Source organism: Streptomyces sp. NBC_01775, assembly GCF_035917675.1.
Taxonomy (GTDB): domain Bacteria; phylum Actinomycetota; class Actinomycetes; order Streptomycetales; family Streptomycetaceae; genus Streptomyces.
In genome coordinates this window covers 7662153-7686712 of record NZ_CP109104.1, presented here as the reverse complement: position 1 = coordinate 7686712, position 24560 = coordinate 7662153, and the positions used below count along the sequence as shown (strand labels likewise).

19 protein-coding genes and 1 pseudogene are annotated in these 24560 nt (G+C 71.6%); 12 read left to right on the top strand and 8 right to left on the bottom strand.

Translation table 11 applies throughout. The features are described from left to right. The first annotated feature begins 347 nt into the window (after positions 1–347). Positions 348–1082, top strand: a complete 735-nt coding sequence (locus OHB04_RS34190; RefSeq protein WP_326691499.1) for an IclR family transcriptional regulator — start codon at positions 348–350, stop codon at positions 1080–1082. Positions 1083–1318: 236 nt separating this feature from the next. On the opposite strand, the gene OHB04_RS34185 is transcribed toward OHB04_RS34190, so the two are convergent. Together OHB04_RS34185 and OHB04_RS34180 are read right to left on the bottom strand one after the other, a co-directional pair. After that, a protein-coding gene (locus OHB04_RS34185; RefSeq protein ID WP_326809575.1) for an IS5 family transposase occupies positions 1319–2118 on the bottom strand; the annotation gives its coding sequence in 2 pieces (ribosomal slippage) (positions 1319–1779 and positions 1779–2118; 801 coding nt in all). A gap of 450 nt (positions 2119–2568) precedes the next feature. After that, positions 2569–3138, bottom strand: a complete 570-nt coding sequence (locus tag OHB04_RS34180; RefSeq protein ID WP_326808963.1) for a tetratricopeptide repeat protein — start codon at positions 3136–3138, stop codon at positions 2569–2571. Between the two features lie 95 nt (positions 3139–3233). Here OHB04_RS34180 and OHB04_RS34175 point away from each other — a divergent pair. Further along, positions 3234–3971: pseudogene (locus OHB04_RS34175) on the top strand (MarR family winged helix-turn-helix transcriptional regulator); the annotation flags it as partial. Here the strand turns inward: OHB04_RS34175 and OHB04_RS34170 are convergent. Together OHB04_RS34170 and OHB04_RS34165 are read right to left on the bottom strand one after the other, a co-directional pair. Then, positions 3955–5217, bottom strand: a complete 1263-nt coding sequence (locus OHB04_RS34170; protein WP_326808962.1) for a sensor histidine kinase — start codon at positions 5215–5217, stop codon at positions 3955–3957. The pseudogene OHB04_RS34175 and the gene OHB04_RS34170 overlap by 17 nt on opposite strands. Then, complete coding sequence (locus OHB04_RS34165; RefSeq protein ID WP_326808961.1) at positions 5198–5851, bottom strand: response regulator transcription factor; 654 nt, start codon at positions 5849–5851, stop codon at positions 5198–5200. Before OHB04_RS34165 ends, OHB04_RS34170 begins: the two co-directional genes overlap by 20 nt. A gap of 87 nt (positions 5852–5938) precedes the next feature. On the opposite strand from OHB04_RS34165, the gene OHB04_RS34160 reads away from it, so the two are divergent. From OHB04_RS34160 to thrS, 5 genes are all read left to right on the top strand, one after another. Next, entirely contained in the window at positions 5939–6556 is a 618-nt protein-coding gene (locus OHB04_RS34160; RefSeq protein WP_326808960.1) for a hypothetical protein, read from the top strand. After that, positions 6553–8034 (top strand): peptidoglycan-binding protein, encoded by a 1482-nt coding sequence (locus OHB04_RS34155; protein WP_326808959.1) that lies wholly within the window; start codon positions 6553–6555, stop codon positions 8032–8034. The genes OHB04_RS34160 and OHB04_RS34155 overlap by 4 nt, the downstream gene beginning before the upstream one ends. A gap of 104 nt (positions 8035–8138) precedes the next feature. Then, the gene (locus tag OHB04_RS34150; RefSeq protein ID WP_326693056.1) at positions 8139–8852 is read left to right on the top strand and encodes an ABC transporter ATP-binding protein; all 714 of its coding nucleotides are present in this window, start codon (positions 8139–8141) and stop codon (positions 8850–8852) included. Beyond that, positions 8849–10084: an ABC transporter permease gene (locus OHB04_RS34145; RefSeq protein ID WP_405803100.1), complete on the top strand. Its 1236-nt coding sequence runs from the start codon at positions 8849–8851 to the stop codon at positions 10082–10084. Before OHB04_RS34150 ends, OHB04_RS34145 begins: the two co-directional genes overlap by 4 nt. Before the next feature lie 293 nt (positions 10085–10377). Then, positions 10378–11619, top strand: coding sequence for a threonine--tRNA ligase (thrS, locus tag OHB04_RS34140; protein WP_405807255.1), 1242 nt, complete (start codon positions 10378–10380; stop codon positions 11617–11619). 344 nt (positions 11620–11963) lie between these two features. Here thrS and OHB04_RS34135 read toward each other — a convergent pair whose 3' ends face one another. Further along, positions 11964–14606 (bottom strand): PA14 domain-containing protein, encoded by a 2643-nt coding sequence (locus OHB04_RS34135; protein ID WP_326808957.1) that lies wholly within the window; start codon positions 14604–14606, stop codon positions 11964–11966. Between the two features lie 164 nt (positions 14607–14770). Here OHB04_RS34135 and OHB04_RS34130 point away from each other — a divergent pair, with 164 nt between their 5' ends. From OHB04_RS34130 to OHB04_RS34110, 5 genes are all read left to right on the top strand, one after another. Continuing rightward, positions 14771–15805: a LacI family DNA-binding transcriptional regulator gene (locus OHB04_RS34130; protein WP_326809573.1), complete on the top strand. Its 1035-nt coding sequence runs from the start codon at positions 14771–14773 to the stop codon at positions 15803–15805. 503 nt (positions 15806–16308) lie between these two features. Next, the gene (locus OHB04_RS34125; RefSeq protein ID WP_326808956.1) at positions 16309–17388 is read left to right on the top strand and encodes an ABC transporter substrate-binding protein; all 1080 of its coding nucleotides are present in this window, start codon (positions 16309–16311) and stop codon (positions 17386–17388) included. Beyond that, positions 17388–19007 carry a sugar ABC transporter ATP-binding protein gene (locus tag OHB04_RS34120; RefSeq protein WP_326808955.1) on the top strand — a complete coding sequence of 540 codons (1620 nt, stop codon included), beginning with the start codon at positions 17388–17390 and terminating at the stop codon, positions 19005–19007. Before OHB04_RS34125 ends, OHB04_RS34120 begins: the two co-directional genes overlap by 1 nt. Continuing rightward, positions 19000–19962, top strand: a complete 963-nt coding sequence (locus OHB04_RS34115) for an ABC transporter permease (RefSeq protein ID WP_326691489.1) — start codon at positions 19000–19002, stop codon at positions 19960–19962. Before OHB04_RS34120 ends, OHB04_RS34115 begins: the two co-directional genes overlap by 8 nt. Positions 19963–20036: 74 nt before the next feature. Continuing rightward, positions 20037–21056: an ABC transporter permease gene (locus tag OHB04_RS34110; RefSeq protein ID WP_326693053.1), complete on the top strand. Its 1020-nt coding sequence runs from the start codon at positions 20037–20039 to the stop codon at positions 21054–21056. Between the two features lie 56 nt (positions 21057–21112). On the opposite strand, the gene OHB04_RS34105 is transcribed toward OHB04_RS34110, so the two are convergent. The 3 genes from OHB04_RS34105 to OHB04_RS34095 form a co-directional block, all read right to left on the bottom strand. After that, the gene (locus tag OHB04_RS34105; protein ID WP_326691488.1) at positions 21113–22240 is read right to left on the bottom strand and encodes a M23 family metallopeptidase; all 1128 of its coding nucleotides are present in this window, start codon (positions 22238–22240) and stop codon (positions 21113–21115) included. Between the two features lie 496 nt (positions 22241–22736). Further along, positions 22737–23468 (bottom strand): hypothetical protein, encoded by a 732-nt coding sequence (locus OHB04_RS34100; protein WP_326691487.1) that lies wholly within the window; start codon positions 23466–23468, stop codon positions 22737–22739. A gap of 502 nt (positions 23469–23970) precedes the next feature. Further along, positions 23971–24546, bottom strand: coding sequence for a TerD family protein (locus OHB04_RS34095; RefSeq protein ID WP_326808954.1), 576 nt, complete (start codon positions 24544–24546; stop codon positions 23971–23973). Between the last annotated feature and the right edge of the window lie 14 nt (positions 24547–24560).

Genomic DNA, 24560 nt, shown 5'->3' with positions numbered 1-24560 from the left:
GGTGCGCAGTCAATGGTGATGTGTTCTGCTAGACGGATGATGGTCTTCTCAGCAGAACGTAAGACGGGCGGCACATTGGTGGAACGGTGGCCACGGTGGCGACTCCGGCCGGCGAGAAGGACCCCCCAACCCGCTCGCGGAAGTGCTCGGAGGCGGCTCGGGTGCCCCCGGCGGCGCCGTAACGTGCCGCCAACAAGCTGCGGACCGCTTCGCGAGATCCGCCGAGACGCGCAGACGCCGGGGAGGACTGCGACTATTCTGGCTGGCGAAATGTAGTTCAATCACCAGAACAGTCGTAGTGGCGACGGCGGGATGGAGGGGTTGTGGCAGTGTCAGCCGCCTACCCTGTGGAATCGATCGACAACGCGGCGCGGATCCTGCTGATGCTGGTGGACAAGCCGTCGTTGCGAGTCGCAGACGTGTCCGCCGAGCTGGGGGTGGCCAGGTCGACCGCCCATCGGATGCTGACCACCCTGCAGGCCCGCGACCTGCTCCGCCAGGACGCCCAGACCAAGGGCTACGGACCTGGGCCCGCTCTGGCCAGGCTCGGTATCGCCGTGATGGGGGCAGTCTCCCTCCGCGACGAAGCGCGTCTCCTGCTGGAAAAGCTCGTCGAAGACACCTCCGAGACCGCGCATCTGCTCGTACTGGAAGGCACAGAGACCGTCTTCATCGAAGGTGTGGAGAGCCAGCAGGTGATCCGTGCCGGGCTGCGTACCGGGCAGCGAGGCCAGGCGCACGCGTCTGCCGCAGGGAAAGCTCTGCTCGCCGAGCTTTCCCGCGAAGAGTTGCGGCGCCGCTATCCGGGCGCGCGGCTGCGAGGCGGAACCGAGCACGCGGTAAGCACACGCCGGGCGCTCGAGGCCGAGCTCGAGAAGGTAAGGGAGACCGGCTATGCCACCAACATGGAGGAAAGCGAACGGGACCTCTGCGCGGTGGCCGCCCCGGTACGGAACCGGCAGGGCGTGGCCTGCGGTGCGCTGTCTGTATCCGGCCCGGCGAGGCGGACCGACGCCAAACTCGCCCTCCTCAGCGGCGCTGTCATCGCCGCCGCCACCGAACTCGGCACGCGGCTCGGTTAGGGCGCAGCCTGAGCCCTTCGTCCTGGTGGGGGGTGCTGTACCGGAACACGACGTGCTGGTGGTTCCGGCTATCAATAGTCGCGCAATAGGTGCCGCAAAGACGGCTCGATGTGCCACATTGTTCGGCTCGGCCCACCGGAGCAGACGACAGGTCTTTCCGCGACCATCGCGGTCACACCGCGCACCGCCCCACCTGGTTACCGGGTTGCCTATAGGCAACCCCTTTAGAGGTCATCTCATTTGGCCAGTCTGCGGTAGCAGATGAGGGTGCAGGCGATGCTGGTGAAGGCGAGGAAGTGTTCGGCTTTGCGCTCGTAGCGACGGTGGAGGCGTCGGCAGCCGGCCAACCAGGACATGGTGCGCTCGATGGTCCAGCGATGGCGGCCCAGTCGCTGTGAGGGCTCGATTCCCTTGCGCGCGATGCGGTGGGTGATGCCGCGCTCGCGTAACCAGCGTCGCAGGTGGGAGTAGTCGTAGCCCTTGTCCGCGTGGAGCTTGCCCGGTCGGCGGCGCCGGGGGCCGCGGCGGGAGCAGATCGGCGGTATGCCCTTGACCAGAGGGATCAGTGCCTGGCTGTCGTGCAGGTTCGCCCCTGAGATCCCGATCGACAGGGGCAGACCGGTCCGCTCGGTGATCAAGTGGATCTTCGAGCCGTACTTACCCCGGTCGACAGGATTCGGACCTGTCAGGTCCCCCTTTTCAGGGCGCGCATGTTCACCGAGTCGACCGCGCATCGGGACCAGTCCAGGTCACCGCGAGAGCCGAGTTCGTCGAGGACCAGGCGGTGGAGCTTCGCCCACACTCTGGCCTTCGACCATTCAGTGAAGCGGCGGTGGACCGTGGCACCGGACGGCCCAAAAGACGCTGCGGGCACCTGCTGCCAGGTACAGCCGGACGTCGCCACGAACACGATTGCGGCCAGCACTTCCCGGTCGCCGTGCCGACGACGGCCACCACCCTGCGGCCTTGCCGGTACCTCCGGCACCACTCGCTGGAACAACTCCCACAACTCATCCGGCACCAGCCGCTCAACGATCCCCACCACGACCGACAGACTACCGACCCAGCCAAATGAGATGACCTCTTAGCACCTGCTCACTTTTCGTCTTTGCCTCTCAACCGCTCCCGGACCTACGGTGAAACAGCTCGACGAAGCGAGATACGCTCCGCGATTCTCCGAAATTGGCGCCCGGTGCACTGTGCCGGAGGGGAAGCGGAGGCCGAGTTCGTTCCGGCGCAGGGTCACCAGCCGGGTCTTCCCGCTGATGTGCGTGGACGTGATGCCCGCGAGCGGGAGGCGCTTCACCTACGGCGGTGTGGAGGTGGCGAGCATCGGCGGCTTCCTGCTTGTCGCGGGCACCGACGAGGCCCTCGCCCCGTTCCGGGACGTCCAGAACACCGTGCTCGTCGACGACCTGGATGGGGTGCGGGCCCTGAAAGCGCGCGGCGGAGAGATCCTCTCGGGCCCGAACCAGGTGCCGAACGCCTACGGCAAACTCCGGTCTGCTTGCGGGTCTTTCTCTTGCGCGAGTGCGGGACCGGGCTCCGGCGGAGCCGTCAGCACACGGGCGTAGTTGGCCATCGAGCGCTGGTAGCGCGGCAGATGGGGGGCCAGCGACAGCAGAAGGAGCGAGACTCCCTCACGGGCCTGGCCCAGGTCCGTGAGGGCGAGGGCCAAGGTGGCGCGTACGGCGTCGTCGAGCGGGTCGGATCCGGCCTCCAGCTCCGCCCGCAGCAGGGCGACACTCTCCTGCGGATGGCCGAGGTTACGCAGCGAGCTGGCCAGCTGGATGACCGCGCGGCGGCGGCGCTCGCCTGTCAGCCCGATGCGCAGCGCCTCGCGGTAGAGGGGTACGGCACGGTCCGGATGCCCCGTCGAGTCGAACGAAGAGGCCCGCTCGAAGTCGGCGACGGCGCTGCCGGGTGGCAGTTCGGCGGCCAGTTCCTCGATGACGGCGCGGAAGCCGCTGCCGCCCCGCGCGTCGGTGATCTCGTCGATTGTCGCCCACGTGTCGGCGACGTGTGCTTCCCAGTCGGCCGTGGCCCGCTCGTCCATGACCGGAGCTTCACACACGGTGGCCCACTTCTGCTACCGCGTTCTGGTACCCCGTTCCGCGTCCGGCTGCCGCCGCTGGCACCAGCCGCAGTGGTGCGGCGGCGCTCGTCGTACTGGCCGACGCGCCGGGACTGAGCGTGACCGAGCTGGGCCGCCGCGTCGGCCTCAGCCAACCCGCCACGACCCGCATGGCCGAGGGGCTGGAGGGGCACGGCCTGCTGCGCAGAGAGAGCTCGTGGGCCAACTGGGCGGGTCTGCACCTGACCGGCCTGGGCGTCCAGGCGGCCCGCAGCCTGCTCGTGGCGCGCCAGCAGGTACTCAACGACGCCGTCGAGACACTGGAAGAGCGCGAACGGGCGCAGCTCGACGCGCTGTTGGGCAAGCTCCTCGCGCACCTGTGCCAGGAGCCGGGCGACGCCGACCGGCTGTGCCGGCTGTGCGACCGCGTCGCGTGCGTGGCCAGGGTGAGATCTGCCCGGTCGGCGAGGCGGACCGGCAGCGGTGCGCCGCGACGGGCCACGGCACGGAGGGGGACGGCACCGCGGACGACGGAGCGGCGGGGGACGGCACGGCAGACGGTGACTCGGGGCGCGATGACTCGGCGCGCGCCGACGGCGGTGGGCGCGCCGATGGCGGTGCGCGCGCCGATGGCGGTGCGCGCGCCGATGGCGGTGCGCGCGCCGAGTCCGTATGAGTGCCGACGCATTCGCCCTGGCCGCCGCGCTGTGCTACTGCTGGCGGTGGCCGTGCTGCGCGAGCGGCTCTCGCGGCCCCAGGTGGCGGGGCTGGTGTGCGCGGGGGGGGGCTCGATCGCGCTCATTTCCCTGCGCTGACGACCCGCTCGCCCGGCCGCTCCCCCGCCCCCGGCCGCTCCCCCACCACTTGCCGCCGCTCCGATCCGGCGGTCGCACCGGATGGAGAGGGCGGAGACGGCGGAAAGGCCACGGTGACGGCCAGGCCGCCCTCGGGACCGGGGACGGTGGTGATGACGGCGCCGTGGGCTGCGGCGACCGCCGCCACTATGGACAGGCCGAGCCCGTGGCCCTCGCCCGCGCCACGCCGACCCAGCCGTTGGAAAGGCTGGTAGAGCACGGGGATGCGGTCCTGGGGTATCGCCTCACCGCTGTTGGCCACGTGCAGATAGGGGCGGCCCGCGCTGGTGCCGGTCGACACGTGGATCCAGCCGTCCTCGGGGGTGTAGCGCTGGGTGTTCTCCACCAGGTTGGTCGCCAGCCGCTCGACGAGCGCCGCGTCGCCGTGGGTGGGCGCCGGCGCCAGCGCGACGCCGGCGCGGGGCTCCTCCCGGTCGCGCAGCACGAGTCGGGTGACGGCCGCCAGATCCACCGGGCCGCTGCGCTTCGGGTCGAGACCCCGCTGGCTGCTGGCCAGCGTCAACAGCGCCTCGATCAGCCGCTCTTGGCTCTCTCCCGCCGCCAGCACCCGGGTGCAGACCTCCCGCAGCGCCGCCGCTTCGGCGTCCGGCTCGGCTAGGGCCACCTCGATGGTGGCGCGCTGGAGGGTGAGGGGGGTGCGCAGCTCGTGGGAGGCGTTGGCGACAAAGCGCTTCTGCGCCTCGAACGCGGCGTCCAGCCGGGACAGCAGCCCGTCGAAGGTGTCGCCCAGCTCCTTGAGTTCGTCGGCGGGCCCGGTGACCGCGAGCCGTTCGTGGAGGTTGCGCTCGGAGATCCGGCGCGCCTTGTCGGCCATGGTGCGCACGGGGCGCAGCACCCGGCCCGCCATGAACCAGCCCAGCGCGACCGACACGCCGGTCATACCGGCCAGCGCGACGCCCGACTCGGTGAGCAGGGTGCGCAGTTCGGCGGAGCGGCGCTCGCTGACCACGTGCGCGATCTGCGTCTGCGTACGGTCCCGGCCGTCATGCAGGGGATCCTCCGCACGCCAGGCGGTGATCCTGGTGTTCTTGTTGGCGGGGCTGCTGGCCACCAGCAGGTAGGTGGAGCCGAGCAGGGCGATGCCCGAGACGAGGAAGAGCGCGCCGTACATCAGCGTCAGCCGCAGCCGGGCCGACCAGCGAATACGGCCTCGCGGCCGGGCGGGCTCAGATGCGGTAGCCGGCATGCGGCACCGTCTCGATCACGGGCGGCTCGCCCAGCTTGCGCCGCAGCCGGCTGACGGTGACCTTCACGGTGTTGGTGAACGGGTCGGCCGACTGGTCCCAGGCGCGCTCCAGCAGTTCCTCGGCGGAGACGACGGCTCCGCGCGCGGACAACAGCAGTTCCAGGACCGCCAGTTCCTTCGGCGACAGGTCGAGGCGGCGCCCGGCTCTGCGGGCCTGCCGCTCGGCGGGGACCAGGGTGAGGTCGCCATGGGTGAGCACGGGCGGGACGGCGGGCTGGGAGCGCCGGGCCAGCGCTCTGACGCGCGCGATGAGTTCGGCGAAGGCGAACGGCTTGGCGAGGTAGTCGTCCGCGCCGAGGCCGAGGCCGTCCACCCGGTCCTCGATGGTGGAGGCCGCCGTGAGCATCAGCAATCGGGAGCGGCTCCCTTCGCGGCTGAGGGCACGGCACACCTCGTCGCCGTGCAGCCGGGGCAGGTCGCGGTCGAGCACGATGACGTCGTAGTCGTGCACCGTCGCCTCTTCCATGGCCTGTTCCCCGTCGAAGGCGAGATCGACGGCCATCCCGTCGCGGCGCAGCCCCGTGGCCACGGTCTCGGCCAGCTCCCGGTGATCTTCCACGATCAGCACTCGCATGACGTCAGGATGCGGCACGCGGCATAACAGCGGCGTAACACCGTCCGTTCCCGTGGTGTAACCCTCCGCCGCGTAGAACTCGGTTCCATGTTCATCACACGCAGCTCCACATCCCTCGCACAAAGGCGACCCCTTGGGCGCGCCCTTCCCGCCGCCGCGATGCTGCTGGCAGGCGTGCTGCTCACCGGATGCGGCGGAGACTCGTCCGCCGACACCGGCAAGAAGAGCGGCACCGGCAGCGGCGGCGGAACCGGCGGCAGCGCCAAGGGCGGCCAGGCGGGCAAGGCATTCGACAAGGCACTGGAGTACTCGCGGTGCATGCGGGACAACGGGGTCAAGGACTTCCCCGACCCGAAGCAGGAGAGCGGCGGCGGCGTCCGGATCGGCGGCTCCGGCGCCAAGCTGGACCGCGACTCGCCCGAGTTCGAGAAGGCCGAGCAGGCGTGCCGCGACAAGGCGCCGCAGATGGACGGCGGCAAGGGCAAGCCGCTGGACTCCGCGAAGGTCGCCGCGTGGGCCAAGTGCATGCGCGAGCACGGCCTGGACGACTTCCCCGACCCCGAGATCAACGGCAGCGCCATGCAGCTCGACATGGCGGACAGCGGCATCAGGCCGAACGCCAAGCCTTTCCAGGACGCCCAGAAGGCGTGCCGGAGCAAGTACCCGGGCGGCGGGATCATCATGAAGGGCGGCGGGCCCAAGTGACGCTCCACGAGGAGTCCGCCTCCGGCGGCCGGAGCCCGCGCCCCGGCGCCCACGACACCCGCGACGCCCACGACGCCCACGACGCCCACGACGCCCACGACAACGGCGTAGTGACCGACCAGGCGCACGGGCCCGGTGGACCGGCCGGTACCGGCGACGGGACGGTACGCACGGACACTGACAGAGACGGGCCGGTACACACCGACGAGGACCAAGCGGGCGGCGAGGACATCGCGCGGCCCGTGGAGACCCGGCGCCGCCGCCCGCTGCGCGCCTCGCTGCTCGCGCTCGCCGCCGTCACGGCGGTGGGCGCCGCGGGGGTGGCGGCCACCGGCGCCTTCGGCGGAGAGGGCGATACCGCCAAGACGCCCCGCACCACCGGCCCGAAGGCGACAGCGAAGGTGGAGCGCACCACGCTCACCCGTACCGAGACCGTGGACGGCACGCTCGGCTTCGGCACTCCGACGACCGTCCAGCAGGCGGGCACCGGCTCCGGCTCGGAATCGGGCTCCGGCTCGGGGTCCGAGGCCGGGTCCTCGGAAAGCGGGGGCCGGCAGGGCGCCGGCCAGTCCTCCCGGAACGGCGGCAGCGGCACACAGGACGAGGACAGCGGCATCGTCACCTGGCTGCCCGAGGAGGGCGACACCCTCTCCCGGGGAGACACGGTCTACAGCGTCGACGAGCGGAAGGTCCCGTTGCTCTACGGCTCCAAGCCGCTCTACCGCACGCTGCGCGGCGGCACCGAGGGCGACGACGTCAAGACGCTGGAGGCGAACCTCGCCAAGCTCGGCTACACGGGCTTCACCGCCGACGACGAGTTCACCAGCGGCACGGCCGAGGCCGTACGCGACTGGCAGGACGACATGAACCGCACGGAGACCGGCGAGGTCGAGCCCGGGGACGCCGTGGTGGCCCCGGGGGCCCGCCGGGTCGCCGAGCAGAAGACCTCGCCCGGCGCGCTGGCCGGCGGCGAGGCGCTGACCTGGACCGGTACCGGCCGGATCGTCACCGTCGATCTGGAGGCCGGTCTTGAGGATCTCGTCAAGAAGGGCACCAAGGCGTCGATCGGGCTGCCGGACGGCGGCAGCGCAGAGGCCGAGGTGACCGACATCGGCACCCCCACGAGCACGGACGCCTCCGGCTCCTCGGGCAGCGGTTCCGAGGGGGGCGAGAGCGAGGGCGGTGCCGAGGAGGCGACACTGCCGGTCGAGCTGAAGGTCGGCTCCCAGCGCAAGCTCGGCCGCTACCAGGCGGCTTCGGTCGATGTGCGGCTCAAGGCCGAGTCCCGCGAGGACGTGCTCGCGGTGCCCGTCAACGCCCTGCTGGCCCAGCAGGGCGGCGGCTACGCGGTGGAGGTCACCGGCGCCGACGGGACCACCCGCCGCAAGCCGGTGACGCTGGGCATGTTCGCCGACGGAAAGGTGGAGGTGTCCGGCAAGGGCATCAAGGAGGGGCTGGACGTGGGGGTGCCCCGGTGAGCATCGCACGCACATCGATCCCGCACGCCGCTGCCTTCCCCCCGTACGCCCAGGACACCCAGGACACCCGGCCCGCCGCGAGCGGCGCGGACGGCCCGGCGCCGGTGGTCGAGCTGACCGGCGTCTCCCAGCGGTACGGGGACGTCACGGCACTCAGCGACGCCGACCTCACCATCGCGCGCGGCGAACTGATCGCCATCGTCGGCCCTTCGGGCTCCGGCAAGTCCACGCTGCTCAACATCATGGGTACCCTCAGCCGCCCCTCGGGCGGGACGGTGCGCGTCGACGGGCACGACGTGGCGAAGCTCTCCGACCGTGAGCTCTCGGCGCTGCGGGCCGGCACGGTCGGCTTCGTCTTCCAGCAGTTCCACCTCTCCCCCGGCGTCTCAGCGCTGGACAGCGTCGCCGACGGGCTGCTCTACAGCGGCCGGCCGCGCGCCGACCGGAGGCGCGCCGCCGAAGTGGCCCTGCGCCGGGTCGGCCTGGGCCACCGGCTCTTCCACGAGCCCCACCAGCTGTCCGGCGGCGAGAAGCAGCGGGTGGCCATCGCCCGCGCCGTGGCCGGCGGCCCGTCCCCGGCCTCCGGGCAGGCGGGCCCCCGGCTGCTGCTGGCCGACGAGCCCACCGGCGCGCTCGACTCGCGCTCGGGTGCCGCCGTCCTCGAACTGCTGCATGAGCTGCACCGCGCGGGCACGACGGTGGCCGTCATCACGCACGACCGGGACATCGCGGCCTCCCTGCCGCGCGAAGTACGGCTGTGGGACGGGCGCATCGAGTACGACTCGGCCGCCCCCACCACGTCAGGGAGCGGGCGATGACCGACCGCACGCCGGGCCACGCGCCGCGCGCCGCCGGGCCCACCCCTCGTGCCGCCAGGATGGGCCCGGCCGATGTGCTGCGGGTGGGCGGCTCCGGGCTGCGCTCCCGGCCGATGCGGGTGTTCCTCTCGGCGCTGGGCATCGCCATCGGCATCGCCGCGATGGTGGGCGTGGTGGGCATCTCCACCTCCAGCACCGAGGACCTCAACCGGCGGCTGGCCGCGCTGGGCACAAACCTGCTCACCGTCACACCCGGCCAGTCCTTTTCCGGGGAGGACGCCCATCTGCCCAAGAGCGCGGTGGACATGATCGGCAACCTGCCGGACGTCGAGTCGGTCTCGGCGGTGGGCAAGACGGACGCCAAGGTCTTCCGCAACGACCGGATACCCGAGGAGGAGACCGGCGGCCTGTCCGTGGTCGCCGCGCGCACCGACCTGCCCGAGGCGGTCGGCGGCGAGGTCGCGGCGGGACGCTGGCTGAACGCGGCCAACTCCCGCTACCCAGCCGTGGTGCTGGGCCCCAGGGCCGCCCAGCAGCTGGGCATCCACGAACTGAAGTCCGGCACGCAGGTGTGGCTCGGCGGGCGCTGGTTCAGCGTCGTGGGAATCATGGCGCCCAACGAGCTGGCTCCCGACCTGGACGCCGGCGCCCTGGTGGGCTGGGGCGTCGCGGGCGAGTACCTCGGCTTCGACGGCTACCCCACCACCGTGCACACCCGCGCCAAGGAGACGGCCGTCAGCGAGGTCCAGGAGATCCTGGGCCCGACGGCCAACCCCGAGCGCCCCAACGAGGTGACCGTCTCCCGGCCCTCGGACGCGCTCGCCGCCAAGCAGGCCACCGACGACGCCCTCAGCGGACTCCTGCTGGGACTGGGCGCCGTCGCCCTGCTGGTCGGCGGTGTGGGGGTCGCCAACACCATGGTGATCTCGGTGCTGGAGCGGCGCTCGGAGATCGGGCTGCGGCGCGCGCTGGGCGCCACCCGGGGACAGATCCGCACCCAGTTCGTGTGCGAGTCCCAACTGCTCTCCTCGCTGGGCGGGTTGGGCGGGGTACTGATCGGCATCTGCGTCACCGCGGGCTATGCCGCCTACCAGGGCTGGCCGGCCGTCGTGCCGGCCTGGGCCATGGCGGGCGGTGTGGGTGCCACGCTGCTCATCGGGGGGCTGGCGGGCTTCTATCCCGCCGTCAGAGCGGCGCGGCTGCCTCCTACGGAGGCACTGGCCGCCACGTGACCCGTGGCGGCGGCGCCCCGGGGTCCGTGGGGGACCCCGGGGCTTCCCCCGTCCGGGAGCAGCGCCGGACAAATGAGGTGAGCGGGCGCGGCTCTCCTGTTACGGTCTGCCGCATGAAGCGCGCCGCAGCACTGACGAGGACGCCGGAGGCTGTCCCGGCGCGCTGATCGATGTCCATCGAAGCCCCGGGGCGAGTGCCCCGGGGCTTCGTCATGGCCCGGGCTCCCGCTCACGAGGCACCGATCGAAGTGATCGCGCTGATCGCACCGATCGCCCACAGTGAGGAGACCACCGTGCATGACCACCGCAGGCTCGGCCGCGAGCTGGAGCTGTTCGACACCGACCCGCTCATCGGCGCCGGGCTGCCCTACTGGCTGCCCGAAGGGGCCGCCGTGCGGCACGCGCTGGAGGAGTACATCCGTGCGGCCGAACGCGGCGCCGGGTACGAGCACGTGTACTCGCCGGTGCTGGGCAAACGGGAGCTGTACGAGATCTCCGGGCACTGGTCGCACTACCGCCAGGACATGTTCCCTCCCATGGACGTGGGCGCCGAGCAGGTCGTACTCCGCCCCAGCCTGTGTCCGCACCACGCGGTGATCTACCGCTCCCGCTCCCACAGCTACCGCGAGCTCCCTTACCGTATCGCCGAGTTGGGCGGCATGTTCCGCTCGGAGCTGTCCGGGGTGCTGGGCGGGCTCACCCGCGTCAGGGCCATCCAGCTCAACGACGCGCACGTCTTCTGCACCCCGGACCAGATCGCCCAGGAGGCGCGGGGCGCGCTGGAGATGATCCGTGACGCCTACCGTGCGCTCGGCATCGCACCCGCCCGCTACCGCCTCTCGCTCCCGGGCGCGGATGCCGGCAACAGCGGCAGCGGGAAGTACGTGGCCGACCCGGAGTTGTGGGAGCGGGCCACCGCGGTGCTGGCCGAAGTCCTGGACGGCGCGGGACTGCCCTATGAGGCCGTCGAGGGCGAGGCCGCGTTCTACGGGCCCAAGATCGACGTGCAGATCGTGGACAGCGCGGGCCGGGAGTCCACCCTCTCCACCGTGCAGGTCGACTTCCACCAGCCCGAGCAGTTCGGGCTGCGCTACATCGGCGCCGACGGCGCCAAACACCGGCCCGTCATGGTCCACCGTGCCGTCGTCGGCAGCGTGGAGCGGGCCGTCGCCCACCTCCTGGAGGTGCACGGCGGCGCCTTCCCCGCCTGGCTGGCGCCCACCCAACTGGTGGTCCTCCCGCTCTCCGCGGACCAGGTGTCCGACGCCGAGTCGGTGGCGGCGCGCGGCGCTCGCGAAGGGCTGCGCGTCAAGGTGGCAGGGCCGGAACGAGGCAGCCTCGGTGCCCGGATCCGGCAGGCGCGACTGGTGCCGTACCAGGCGGTCATCGGTCCCAAGGAGGCCGCGGAGGACCGCGTCGCCCTCCGGTTGCGCGACGGCCGCCGCCTCGACCCGCTCCCCGCGGACGAGGCGCTCACCCGGATCAGCGCCCTTGTCGCCGCTCACAGCCCGCAGTTGTGGGCGGCGGAGGCGTAGCCCAGGCCCGGGTGGCGCTGCTGTGGGCGGCGGTCCTGGCCGCCGTCGGCTTTCGGCGCCCTCAATACCGGCGAAGCGTCCGAGGACGCTGACTCTTTGCCGGGGATCGAGTCCCACAAGGCGTTCGACCTCATCGACGAGCGGTTCCCGGGCGCCGAGGCCGGCGGAAGCGCCCGGGCCGGCCGTGGGCACCGCGGGCTCCGCGGTCGTCTTCGCCCACCGGTCCGGCCTCGCGCAGGCCCCGCACTGACCTTGCGCGGGGCCCGCACCGAATCGCCGGACGGGCTCGTGGTGAACCCGTCCGGCGATCGTGGGACACGCCTCTCGGCCCCTAGGGCCGAAAACTACCGGTCACAGGTGAGAGAACCGTTCGCGGCGCCCTCGATCAGAGCCTGGTGGGCCGCCTTGAGACGGGCCACATCGGGCTTGGTGACCTCCCGGTCATACGTCAGGAGCCCGTTCAACTCGCCCTCCAGATCGGTAATCTGGGTGTAGACGGCCCCGCTGCTCCCGTCACACGCGGCGAACTGTTCGACCTCCTTGAGTTTGGTGAGGTACTCGTCGGTGTACTTCTCCTTCTCGACGCCGACGTAGGTGTGCCGTACGGGCCACGCGTGGCCCGGTACGGCGAGGCCGAGCCCGCCGTACTCCCCGCTGACGAGCGCCCGTTTCCCGTCGGCCTTGGGCAGTTGCGCGCTGGGATAGCCGTGCGCGTCGGAGATGTCGCCGTTGCCCCCGTCGACGGCACCGCAGCAGTTGTGGCCGCTCATGTTGTTGACGAGGCGCGAGGGGTCGAGGCCCTTCGCGTAGTCGGCGATACGGGCCTGGTCGTACTGGCCCCAGCCCTCGTTGAAGGTGACCCACATGATCACCGACGGGTGGCTGTCGTGCTGCTCGATCATGCGCTTCATCTCGTGCTCGTACTGCGCGCGTGCGGGCTTGTCGGGGGTGCGTCCGTTGGCCATCGCGGGCATGTCCTGCCAGACCAGCAGGCCCAGCTTGTCCGCGTGGTAGAACCAGCGGTCGGGCTCGACCTTGATGTGCTTGCGCACGGAGTTGAAGCCCATCTTCTTGTGGGCCTCCAGGTCGTAGGCGAGGGCGTCGTCGGTCGGCGGGGTGTGCAGGCCCTCGGGCCAGAAGCCCTGGTCGAGGGTGGCCATGGAGAAGACCGGCTTGCCGTTGAGGACCATGCGCTGCTTGCCGTCGATCGTCTTGACGGCGATCTCGCGCATGCCGAAGTAGCTCTCGACGGTGTCGGCGGTGCGGCCCTTGCCGACGGTGACCTTCAGTTCGTAGAGGTGCGGGTCATCGGGCGACCACAGGTGCGGGTCGGGCACGGGCACGTCGAAGGGCTTGCTGCCGCTGCCGGTCGCGCGGCCGACCTCCTTCTTGCCGTTGTAGGCGACCGCCGTCACCGGTACTCCGTCACGGACGCCGCGCGCGGCCGTGGTGACCTTCTCGCCGCCGATGTCGGGCGTCGTCTTCACGTCGGTGGTGTGGTCGGCGGCGACGGGTTCCATCCAGACGGTCTGCCAGATGCCGGAGGAGGGCGTGTACCAGATGCCCTCGGGGCTCAGGCGCTGCTTGCCCATCGGGGGGTTCTCGCCGCTCTCGGAGTCGGTGGGGTCGTACACCCCGACGACGACCTCCTGGTCACGGCCGGGCTTGAGCGCGTCGGTGACATCCGCGGTGAAGCGGTCGTAGCCGCCCTCGTGGTCCGCGACGCGCTTGCCGTTGACGTAGACGGTGGCGTGCCAGTCGACGGCGTCGAAGTTGAGGTTCAGCCGCTTGCCGGAGCCGACCTGCCAGCCCTTCGGAACGCTGAACGAGCGCTTGTACCACATGCGTTCCTCGTGCCGCTCGACGCCGGAGAGCTGGGATTCGACCGGATAGGGCACCAGGATCTTCTCGTCCAGCTTGCGGTGCTTGCCGACCGGCGGCTTCTCGCCCTCCTCGGCTCCGGCGAACTGCCAGGTGCCGTTGAGGTTCTTCCACTGGTCGCGCTCGAGCTGCGGGCGCGGGTACTCGGGCAGAGCGTTGTCCGGGCGGACGTCCTTGGCCCATCGGGTCTTGAGCTGGTAGGTCGAGCGGTTGTCGCCCGAGGTCCAGAAGTCGCCGACGGCCTTGCCGTCCGCGCTGGTCAATCCGCCCTCACCGTCGTAGCGGATGTCGGCGCTGCCGCCCTGGCCGACCACCGGCTCCGTCAGCGCGACCAGCAGCTTGGTGGGGTCGCGCGGGTCGAGACGCGCGTCGCCCACCGGCCACTCGGCGCCGCCGATGACCGCCTTGAAGTGGTCACGGAAGCCGGCGGGGGGTGCGGCGAGGCGCTGGGAGAAGCCCAGTTCCAGGGTGCGCCCGGACTTCTGGACGTGGACGGCGCCGGGGCCGTCGTAGTCGAAGTCCTCGGGCAGGGCGTACGCGGACTGCGGGATGGCGGTCTTCTTGCCGCCGGGCGGGGTCCAGCGCACATGGAGGTTGGAGCCGCCCACCTCCTCGAAGTGCTCGACCTTAACGTCGTAGGAGGTGCCGGCCTTCAGCTCGACGGGGGCGGAGTTCTGCTCCTTGTCCCAGTCGCCGACCCAGTGGTCGATGACGAGCTTGTCGCCGACCCACATGCGGAAGCCGTTGTCACCCGTGATGTGGAAGGTGTGCTGGCCGGTCTTCTCCGGAGTGAGCTTGCCGGTCCAGCGGACGCTGGTGTGGTCGGCCTGGCCGGTGCGCTCCTTGAGGCGCGGCTCCAGGTCGTTGAAGTCGAGGGAGGGGTCGAAGGCGGTGGCCTTCAGGGTGTCGAAGTCGTAGGCGCCGGGCTTCGACTGGGTCCAGTACTCGCCCTTCAGACCGTGCGGCGCCGAGGCGTCCGGGGCTGCGGCGGCCTTCGGGGGTGCCGCCGCCGTAGCCGAGGGGCTCGAACCCAGCACGGTGGCGAGGAGAGCGAAGAGAGCGAAGGCGGCGGTGATCGCCGCCGGCCAGGTGGGTGCGCGTCTCACGGAACCTCCGGATGAGGTGTGCACGAGGTGGGAGCGACTCTGCCCTTGGGGTGATCCGTCTTGTATAACGTTGGAAACCAGGGGCAGTTGGCATAACAGCATGCCTGCCGCCCCCTGTCCAGGTGCGTGACAGCAGCAGGATCCCAAGGGAAGCGGTGGCCCAGGTGCGGGTGAGTCTCAAGGACGTGGCGGAACAGGCCGGAGTGTCGATCAAGACGGTCTCAAACGTCGTGAACAAATACGAGCACGTCACACCGGCCACCCGGGAGAAGGTGCAGGCCGCCATCGACGCACTCGGCTACCGGCCCAACCTCACGGCCCGCCACCTGCGCAAAGGGCGTACCGGCATCATCGCCCTGGCCGTTCCCGAGCTGGGCAACCCGTACTTCGCCGAGCTGGCCGGCGCCGTCGTCGACACGGCTGCCGAGCACGACTACACCGTCCTCCTCGACCACACCCAGGGCCGCCGCGAGCGCGAGCTGCTGGTCACCCAGGGCTTCCGCGCCCGGGTCATCGACGGGCTGATCCTCAACCCGCTGGAGCTGGAGCCGGAGGATCTGGCCTCGCGCACCGACGACGCACCGCTCGTCCTCATCGGCGAGCGCCGCTACGACCTGCCCTACGACCACATCGCCATCGACAACATCGCGGCGGCCCGCGCCGCCGTGCGCCACCTGCTGGACATCGGCCGGCGCCGTATCGCCTTCCTGGGCGCACGCGGCGACCGCCACAGCCACCCGGCCCACCTGCGCCTGCTGGGCTGGCAGGCGGAGTTGGCGGCCTCCGGCGTCACCGCCGACGACGCGCTGATCGCCCCGGTCGAGGGCTGGGACCGGGCCGACGGCGCCACCGCGATGGCCGCCCTGCTGGACGCCGGGCGACAGCCGGACGCGGTGTTCGCCTACAACGACCTCATCGCGATCGGGGCGATGCGGGTGATGTCCGAGCGGGGGCTACGGGTGCCGCAGGACGTGGCCGTCGTCGGCTTCGACGACCTGACGGAGGGCCGCTACGGTGCGGTGACGCTCACCACCGTGGCCCCGGACAAACGGGCGATCGCCCGCATGGCGGTGGAGTCGATCGTCAACCGCCTGTCGGGAGGACCCGACGGGGAAGCCCCCGGCGGCGCCCCCCGCCAACTCCAGCCGGGATTCGCGCTGTTGGAGCGGGAGAGCACGGTGGGGCGAACGGTCGGCTGAGCGGGCCCCTGCCCCTCCCCCGGCCTCCGGCGGCCGGGCGTCGCCGCCCGGGATCGAGCCCAGTTCGCGCAGCGGGAACCAGACCTTGAGAAGGGTCCGGCCCCCACGGCCGGCCGGACCAACAGAAGACGCGTCACCGGTCAAGGCGGTGACCGGTGACGCTTCGGCCAGACCTGCACCGTCCTGTCCTGCGTAGCGTCAAACCGGACACCGAGGCGAGATCACTCACGGGAGAGCCTCAGCCGTTCACCAGTTCCGCAAGGGCTTGAACCGTGTCGGCGTCGATCCACCAAGGAAGGTGACGGAGGGCGATGCGCGTGGCGTCGGCAGTCCGCGCGGCTGACGGGGAGCCGGGCTCAGTCAGCCAGTCCCCCAAGGCGACGGCCCAGGCTTCTGTCGGATACGGGCAGACGCCAAGGGAGGAGGCCAACTCCGAGCGTGCCCGTACAAGTTGCCGTACAGAGTATTTACACGCGCCGTTCCAACGATGTAAAAACCCCACCATGAAGCCGCTCGCAAGACGCCTCACAGCGACAACAGCGCTCCTCACCACTCTCGCCCTCTCGCTCGGCTGTGCCAAGTCCGAGGACGACAACGACAAGTCCTCCGCGAGCTCAGGCGGCGGCAAGGACAGCGGCCAGGTGGCGGCCGAGCCCGCCAAGGGCGCCAAGACCTGCACCCTGGCCGCCTACGGCGGCAAGAAGACCGACCTCAAGAACGCCACCGTCGGCTTCTCGCAGTCGGAGAAGGAAGCCAACCCGTTCCGTATCGCGGAGACCGCCTCCATCAAGGCGGAGGCCAAGAAGCGCGGGGTCAAGCTGCTGACGGCCAACGCGCAGTCGCAGTTCTCCAAGCAGATCAGCGACGTGCAGGACCTGATATCCAAGGGCGCGGACCTGCTGGTCATCGCGCCGCTCAACTCCGACGGCTGGGAGCCGGTCCTCAAGCAGGCGGCGGCCAAGAACATCCCGATCGTCACCGTGGACCGGAAGATCAACGCCAAGGCGTGCAAGGACTACGTCAGCTTCATCGGCTCGGACTTCGTCCAGCAGGGCCGCCGCGCCGCCGACCAGATGATCAAGGCAACCGGCGGCAAGGGCGAGGTCGCCATCCTCCTCGGCGCGCCCGGCAACAACGTCACCACCGAGCGCACCAAGGGCTTCTCCGAGCGGATAAAGCAGAAGGCACCTGGCCTCAAGGTCGTCTTCAAGCAGACCGGCGAGTTCGCGCGGGAGAAGGGCCAGCAGGTCACCGAGCAGCTCATCCAGTCCAAGCCCGGCATCGACGGGATCTACGCGGAGAACGACGAGATGGGCCTCGGCGCCGTCAACGCACTGAAGGGCGCGGGCAAGAAGGCGGGCGACGTCAAGATCGTGACCGTGGACGGCACCCGCAACGCCGTGCAGGGCATCGTCGACAAGTGGATCTACGGCGTCGTGGAGTCCAACCCCCGCTTCGGGCCGCTGGCCTTCCAGACGCTGGACGACTTCACCCAGGGCAAGAAGGTCGGCCAGGACATCGTCATCAAGGACAGCGCCTACACCCCCGCCAACGCGGAGCGGGACCTGAGCAAGGCGTTTTGATGCACGCGGTGACGCACGCGCTCTCGGTCCACGGCCTGACCAAACGCTTCCCCGGCGTACTGGCCCTCGACAGCGTCGACTTCGGCGTGGCACCCGGCGAGGTGCACGCGCTGATCGGCGAGAACGGGGCGGGGAAGTCGACGCTGATCAAGGTGCTGACCGGGGTGTACGCCCCGGACGAGGGCGAGGTCCGGCACGGTGGCGAGCGCGTGGAGTTCGCCACCCCGCTGGCCGCGCAGCGCGCCGGGATCTCCACGATCTACCAGGAGGTCAACCTCGTCCCGCTGATGAGCGTGGCCCGCAATCTCTACCTGGGCCGCGAGCCGCGCTCCCGCCTGGGCCTCATCGACTTCGCCCGGATGCACCGCGAGGCGGCCGAGACGCTGCGCGAGTACGGCGTCCGCGCTGATGTGCGCCGTCCGCTGGGCGAACTCGGCGTCGGGGCACAGCAGATGGTGGCTCTGGCCCGCGCCGTGTCCGTCGACGCGCGCGTGGTGATCATGGACGAGCCGACCTCGTCGCTGGAGCCGCGGGAGGTGGAGACCCTCTTCGGCGTCATCCGGCGGCTGCGGGAGCAGGGCGTGGCCGTGGTCTACGTCAGCCACCGGCTGGATGAGCTGTACGCGGTGTGCGACACGGTCACGGTGCTGCGCGACGGGCGCCGGGTGCACACCGGTCCGCTGGCCGAACTGGAGCGGCTGCGGCTGGTGTCGCTGATGCTGGGCCGGGAGATCGGCGAGGTGCGGGCCGAGGGGACCACGAAGTTCGGTGGCGAGCACGAGGCGGCGGCCCTGGAGCCGGTGTTGCGGGCCGAAGGGCTCAGCGTGCCGCACCAGTTGCACGGCGTCTCCTTCGAGGTGCGCCCCGGCGAGGTGGTCGGCCTCGGCGGTCTGCTCGGGTCGGGCCGCACCGAGACGGTCAAGGCGCTCTCGGGGGCGCTCGCGCTCAGCGGGGGCCGTGTCACGGTGGCAGGCGCCCCGCTGCGCTCCGGGTCGCCGTCCGCCGCCATTCGCGCCGGGGTCTCGCTGCTGCCCGAGGACCGCAAGACCGAGGGCATCGTGCCGGGCCTCTCCGTACGGGAGAACATCGCGCTGGCGGTGCTCCCCCGGCTCTCGCGGGGCGGCCTGGTCTCCGAGGCGCGGATCGACGCGCTGGTGGAGACGTTCATGAAGCGGCTGCGCATCAAGGCGTCCTCGCCCCGTCAGAAGGCGGGCGAGCTGTCCGGCGGCAACCAGCAAAAAGTGCTGCTCGCCCGCTGGCTGGCCACCGAGCCCAAGGTGCTGCTGCTGGACGAGCCGACCCGGGGCATCGACGTGGGTGCCAAGGCCGAGGTGCAAAAGCTCATCGACGAGCTGGCGGACAACGGCCTGGGCGTGCTGCTGATCTCCTCCGACCTGGAGGAGCTGATCGAGGGCTCCGACCGTGTGGTGGTGCTCAGGGACGGCGCCGTCGTCGGCGAGCTGTCCGGCGACGAGGTCACCGAGGACCGGCTGATGGAGGCGATCGCCGCGGCAGCGGAGGAAACAGCCGGCGCGGCGGAGGACACGCCGGAGAGAACGCCGGAGAGCAGCGACCGGGAGCCGTCCGACCGGCCGACCGAGGAGGCACCGCATGGCTGAGGTCGCTGTCCGCCGTACGGGACCCGACCGGGCCGCCGTCACCGCCTGGCTCCAGGCGTACGGCGTCTACGCGGGCGTCGCCGTACTGCTGGTGTTCAACGTCGCCTTCACCGAACACTTCCTGTCCGCAGAGAACTTCCGCACCCAGGCCGTGCAGGTCGCCCCCATCCTGATCGTCGCGCTCGGCATGGCGCTGGCCATCGGCTCCGAGGGCATCGACTTGTCCGTCGGCTCCGTGATGGCCCTCTCCACCTCGCTGGTGGCCCTCTACCTCGGCTACGGGCCATGGGTCGCGCTGCTGACGGCGGTGGTCGGCGGGGTGGTCGTGGGCCTGGTCAACGGCTCGCTGATCGCCTTCGTCGGAGTGCAGCCGATCGTGGCGACGCTGGCGCTGATGGTCGGCGGCCGGGGCCTCGCGCTGGTGCTGCTGCCGCAGTTGAAGGACGTACGCGACCCCGGCATGCGCGCGCTGGGCTCCGGCGATCTGCTGGGTGTGCCGTATCCCGCGCTGATCGCGCTGCTGCTGGTGGTGCTGGTGGGCTTCACGGTGCGGCGTACGACGTTCGGCCGGCAGCTGCTGGCCATCGGCGACAGCCGCCCGGCCGCACGGCTGTCCGGGCTGCCGGTGCGGCGTGTGCTGATCTGTGTGTACATCTGCTCCGGGGTGCTCGCGGCCATCGCCGGATATCTGGCCACGGCCCGGCTCCAGGCCAGCGACCCCACCTCGCTGGGCACGCTGATGGAGCTGTCCGCGATCACGGCCGTCGTCGTGGGCGGGACCCCGCTGAGCGGCGGGCGGGTGCGCATCGGCGGGACCGTGGCGGGCGCCGTGCTGATCCAGTTGCTGACGGCCACGCTCATCAAGCACGATCTGCCGCCCTCCTGGACGCAGCTGGCGCAGGCCGTGGTCATCGTGCTCGCGGTCTACGCGGCACGCGAGAGGGGGAAGCGGTGAGCGCCACGAACACCCAGGACCGCTCGGACAGTACGCCGAGGCCGAGCCCGACCGGCGACGGGCCGCCCACCCCCGTGCCCGGCCCCGGCAAGGGGCCTGACGGCGGAAAGGGGCGCGGCGGCGCCCGCGCCGAGCGGCTGAGTGCCCTCGCGCAACGGCACGGCGCGCTGGTGGCGCTGGTGCTGACGGTGCTGATCGCCTCGCTGTCGTTCGACTCGTTCGCCGGCGCCGACAACCTGGAGAACGTCGCCGTCTCGGCGGCGTTCCTCGCGATCGTCGCGCTCGGCATGACGTTCGTGATCGTCTCGGGCGGCATCGACCTGTCGGTCGGCTCGGTGTTCGTCCTCGGCGGCGTGCTGGCCGCGTGGGGCTCGCGGCACGGCCCGGTGGTCGCCCTGCTGCTGCCGCTCGCGGTGTGCGGGGCGATCGGGCTGGTCAACGGGCTGCTGATCGCCCGGGTGCGGCTGGCCCCGTTCATCGTCACGCTCGCCGCGATGCTCGGCGCGCGCGGGATCATGCTGAACATCACCGACGAGGGGGCCGACACCTTCCTGGTCGCCAAGGACTCGCTCTTCGCCGATCTGGGCCGGGAGAAGCTACTGGGCCTCGGCGTCCCGGTGTGGATCACCCTGGTGCTGTTCGGGCTGGGCGGCCTGCTGCTGCGCCGCACCCGCTTCGGGCAGAACGTCTACGCGGTGGGCGGCAACGAGGACGCCGCCTCCTTGATGGGCACCTCCGTCGTCCGTACGAAGGTGTCCGTCTACGTCCTGTCGGGGCTGCTCGCCGGGCTGGCCGGGGCGCTGAACGCGGCGTGGCTCGCCTCGGGCGTCACCATCCTGGGGCAGGGCATGGAGCTGGAGGCGATCTCCGCGGTCGTCATCGGCGGCACGCTGCTGACCGGCGGCATGGGCTTCGTGAGCGGATCGCTGGTCGGCGTGCTGCTGCTGAAGGTCATCCAGAACGTCATCAACCAGATCGGCTCCCTGGACTCCGCCTACCAGCAGGTCGTCAGCGGCGCCTTCCTCGTGCTCGTCGTGGTCGTACAGACCTGGCTGGGACGACGGCGCAAGGCGCGGCTCTCCTCGCCGCACTGAGGCGGGGCTCTCAACTGTCCGCGGGGCCCGGCGCCATGCGTCGCCGGGCCCCGCCCTCACACCCGTACGCCGCGCTCGCGCAGCCAGCGCACCGGGTCGACGCCCGAGCCCATGTTCGGGGTGACCCGCACCTCGAAGTGCAGATGCGGGCCCGTGGAGTTGCCGGTGCTGCCCGACAGCCCGATGAGCTCGCCCGTCGCCACCTCCTGGCCCCGCCGCACGTGGATACGCGACAGGTGCGCGTACTGCGTGTAGTAGCCGCCGGGGTGGCGGATGACGATCTGGTTCCCGAAAGCGTCACCGCAACTCGTGGACACGACCGTGCCCTTGCCCACGGCGTGTACGGGTGTGCCGGTCGGCACCGCGAAGTCCTGCCCGGTGTGGCTGTGCGCCCATCGCTTGCCCGACGAGGCGAAGCCCGCGGAAAGCACGTAGTCGGATACCGGCGTCACCCACTGTTTGCCGCTCCCGGCGCTCTTGGCGCGGTTGCCCGAGGGCGGTGAGTACGCGCAGCCGCCGGGCGCGGCGGCGGGCATGACGGCGGGCACGGCGACGGCGGGAGGGGCCGGCGCCGTGCGGGTCACCGGGCCCACGGCCCGCGCGACGCGGGCCGCGCGCATCCGGTGGAGCCGCCGCTTGGCCAGCGCGAGCCGCACCTCGACGGTGTGCTTGGCCCGCTCCTGCCGCGCCTCGTTCGCCTTCAGCCTGCGCAGTACGGTCCTGCCGAGCGCGCTGTTCCGCTCCAGCCGGTGCTGCGTCGTCCTCGTGGCGCGCAGCAGCCGCGCGAACGCGCGGTCGCCCTGGCGCTGGGCACGGAGCTTTTCGAGCAGGCTGTCGGGCGAGCGGCTCGTCAGCAGCTGGGTCCCCGGGCTCCAACCACCCTGCTGGTACTGGCTGCGGGCGACGATCCCGAGCTGGAGGTGCTGCCGGCGCAGCCGCTTCTTGCCACGGCTGACGGCTCGCTGGGTCCTGGCGACCGCCGACCGCTGCCGGTCCGCCTTACGGTGCGCGTGCTCGAAGCGCGCCGAGGCGGCGGTGGCTTCGCGGTAGAGCACGGCGATCCGGTCGGGCACCGGCAGCGCGGCCTCGGTGGGCCCGGGGCGGGACCGAGCCGTCGCGCCCGGCTGCGGCAGCCCGCCGGCCAGCACCACGGCGCACAGCAGCGCGGCTGTGCGAGCCGCCACCCGTCTCCTTCGTACGACCTGACTCATGGCACGCATCGTCCTGCCCCGACGCGCGATGGCGCTGCGGCGCGCTGACGCCTTGAGCCAATCGCCGCAGCGGCTCATCCCCGAGAAGGGCGACACGGGGCGCCGCTTGCTCCCGCCGCCTGCTCCCGCCACTTGCTCCCGCCGCAACGGCGCTCAGCCACCGACAGCCTGACCGGCGGTGCCCACCGGGCGGGCGCGCGCCCGCTCGGCACCGCCGAATACCGCCGCCTCGCGTCCCGCCGTCGCGACGGAGAAAGGAGCGGCGTCTCCGCAACGCAGCGCCCAACGAGGGCGAGCGGATCCGATGAGCTCAACGCACCGGGCCGGTCAGGCAGTCGGCAGACCACGCGGTGAGGCGGTCGGAGAGCGGGGACCCGCTGTCCAGCACGCGGCGGGCAGCGTGTCGTCGGGTGTCATGTGACCATCATGCGATGGGCATACCGGCGACAGCGCCCCAAGAGTCCGGCGGTCAGCGGCTGAAGTCGGGGCCCGAGAAGTCGGGTGCCGAGAAGTCGGGGCTGGAGTAGCGGCGGGGCGGGGGCGGCTCCGTGGGCGCGGACGAGGCGTCCGGCGCCGGACCGCGGGTCTCCCACCGGGCCAGCAGGTCCTGGAGGAAGGGCAGCATGCCGCGCTCCAGCAGCGCGGACCGCCAGTCCTTCCTGGCCTGTTCGAGCTCTCCGGCACGCCCGTGACTGCGCTTGGCCGCCGCACGGTTGCGCAGCGCCGTCAGCAGGATGCCGACCATGCCGGCTGCCAGCGCGAGGGCGGCGAGTGCGGCGCCCGCCCAGCCGGTGCTGACCAGGGAGCCGGCCAGCTCCCGCTGCGTACCGGTCAGCCGCAGGCCGTAGCCGAGCAACAGGAAGATCGCCGCAGCGGTGCCGGAGATGGCCGGGGTCAGCACGGCGAGCGCGGCGGGCAGGCCCTGCCCGCGCGCTCCGGAGGGCCGGGTCAGCCGGGCGGCACGCTTGTCGGCGCCGGTGCGCAGCCGGAGATACGCGGCGTACTCCACGCGTGCCGCCGAGACAATCCCGTCGGCGGCGTCCCGAGCACGCGCACGCAGTTCCATGGCCGTCGCGGCCCCCGCCGAAGAGGCACGCAGCGCCTGGCGGACGTGATCGATTTCCAGAGCTTCGTGCAGCACGCGCTCGAAGTCCGGCCTGTCGCGCTTGTGGAGGCGGAGGGGGTCGGTACGACTGGTCACGGTGGCGTTCCCCACGGGTCTCAACTGCGGGTGGGCAAGGGCGATGAGCAGGGACGAGGCGACTACGGATGCGGCGCGGCGCGAGGAGGCGCGGCGCAGTACGGGGGGGGCGCGGGGAGGCAGGGCACGGGTCGGGCGGCGCCTCGCCGCTCCTGTCGCTGCCCCGACTCCCCCAGCAGGACCCCGAGTGCACCAGCGGGAAGACCCCCCGCCTGGTGCTTGGGGCAGCAGACAGCCCATCCGACAGCGCTCGGGCTCCCCCAACGGCCCACTGGAAGGGGCCTGGGGGCGTGTCGCCAGCGCTAGTCCCCTACCGGCGGCCCGGCGGACACCCGGCACCCTGGTACGCCCCGGTCACACCCCAACGCCCGCCCCGCGCCCGTCGGGTGCCAGGCAGGGCCGGGCGACAGCTCGCAGCTCAGACGGGGCGGGCGGGCACCACATCGACTCCTCCCGCGCCTCCGGCGCGCGTCCGCGCCACGCCGCTCCGCGCCGGGGCCCCTCAGACGTTGACGCCGAAGTCCTGGGCGATGCCCGCGAGTCCGGAGGCGTAGCCCTGGCCCACGGCGCGGAACTTCCACTCGCCGCCGTGCCGGTACAGCTCGCCGAAGACCATGGCGGTCTCGGTGGCGGCGTCCTCGCTCAGGTCGTAGCGGGCCAGTTCGGCGCCGCCGGACTGGTTGACGACGCGGATGAACGCGTTGCTGACCTGGCCGAAGTTCTGGCTGCGGCGCTCGGCGTCGTGAATGGAGACGGGGAAGACGATCTTGTTGATCTCGACCGGGACGGCGGCGAGGTTGACCTTGAGGGTCTCGTCGTCGCCCTCGCCCTCGCCCGTGAGGTTGTCGCCGGTGTGCTCGACCGAACCGTCCGGGCTGGTGAGGTTGTTGTAGAACACGAAGTGCTGGTCGGAGAGGACCTTGCCGGACGCGTCGCACAGCAGGGCGCTCGCGTCCAGGTCGTAGTCGGTGCCGGTCGTCGTACGGACGTCCCAGCCGAGGCCGACAAGCACAGCCGTCAGGCCAGGCGCCTCCTTGCTCAGCGAGACGTTGCCGCCCTTGGCGAGTGAAACTCCCACGGTGTCCTCCCGGA

Bases quoted from the DNA above. Each gene is read 5' to 3' on its own strand.
- OHB04_RS34180 (WP_326808963.1), bottom strand. From the start codon at position 3,138: ATGGACGAGCGGGCCACGGCCGACTGGGAAGCACACGTCGCCGACACG.
- OHB04_RS34170 (WP_326808962.1), bottom strand. From the start codon at position 5,217: ATGCCGGCTACCGCATCTGAGCCCGCCCGGCCGCGAGGCCGTATTCGC.
- OHB04_RS34165 (WP_326808961.1), bottom strand. From the start codon at position 5,851: ATGCGAGTGCTGATCGTGGAAGATCACCGGGAGCTGGCCGAGACCGTG.
- OHB04_RS34160 (WP_326808960.1), top strand. From the start codon at position 5,939: ATGTTCATCACACGCAGCTCCACATCCCTCGCACAAAGGCGACCCCTT.
- OHB04_RS34145 (WP_405803100.1), top strand. From the start codon at position 8,849: ATGACCGACCGCACGCCGGGCCACGCGCCGCGCGCCGCCGGGCCCACC.
- OHB04_RS34125 (WP_326808956.1), top strand. From the start codon at position 16,309: ATGAAGCCGCTCGCAAGACGCCTCACAGCGACAACAGCGCTCCTCACC.
- OHB04_RS34120 (WP_326808955.1), top strand. From the start codon at position 17,388: ATGCACGCGGTGACGCACGCGCTCTCGGTCCACGGCCTGACCAAACGC.
- OHB04_RS34115 (WP_326691489.1), top strand. From the start codon at position 19,000: ATGGCTGAGGTCGCTGTCCGCCGTACGGGACCCGACCGGGCCGCCGTC.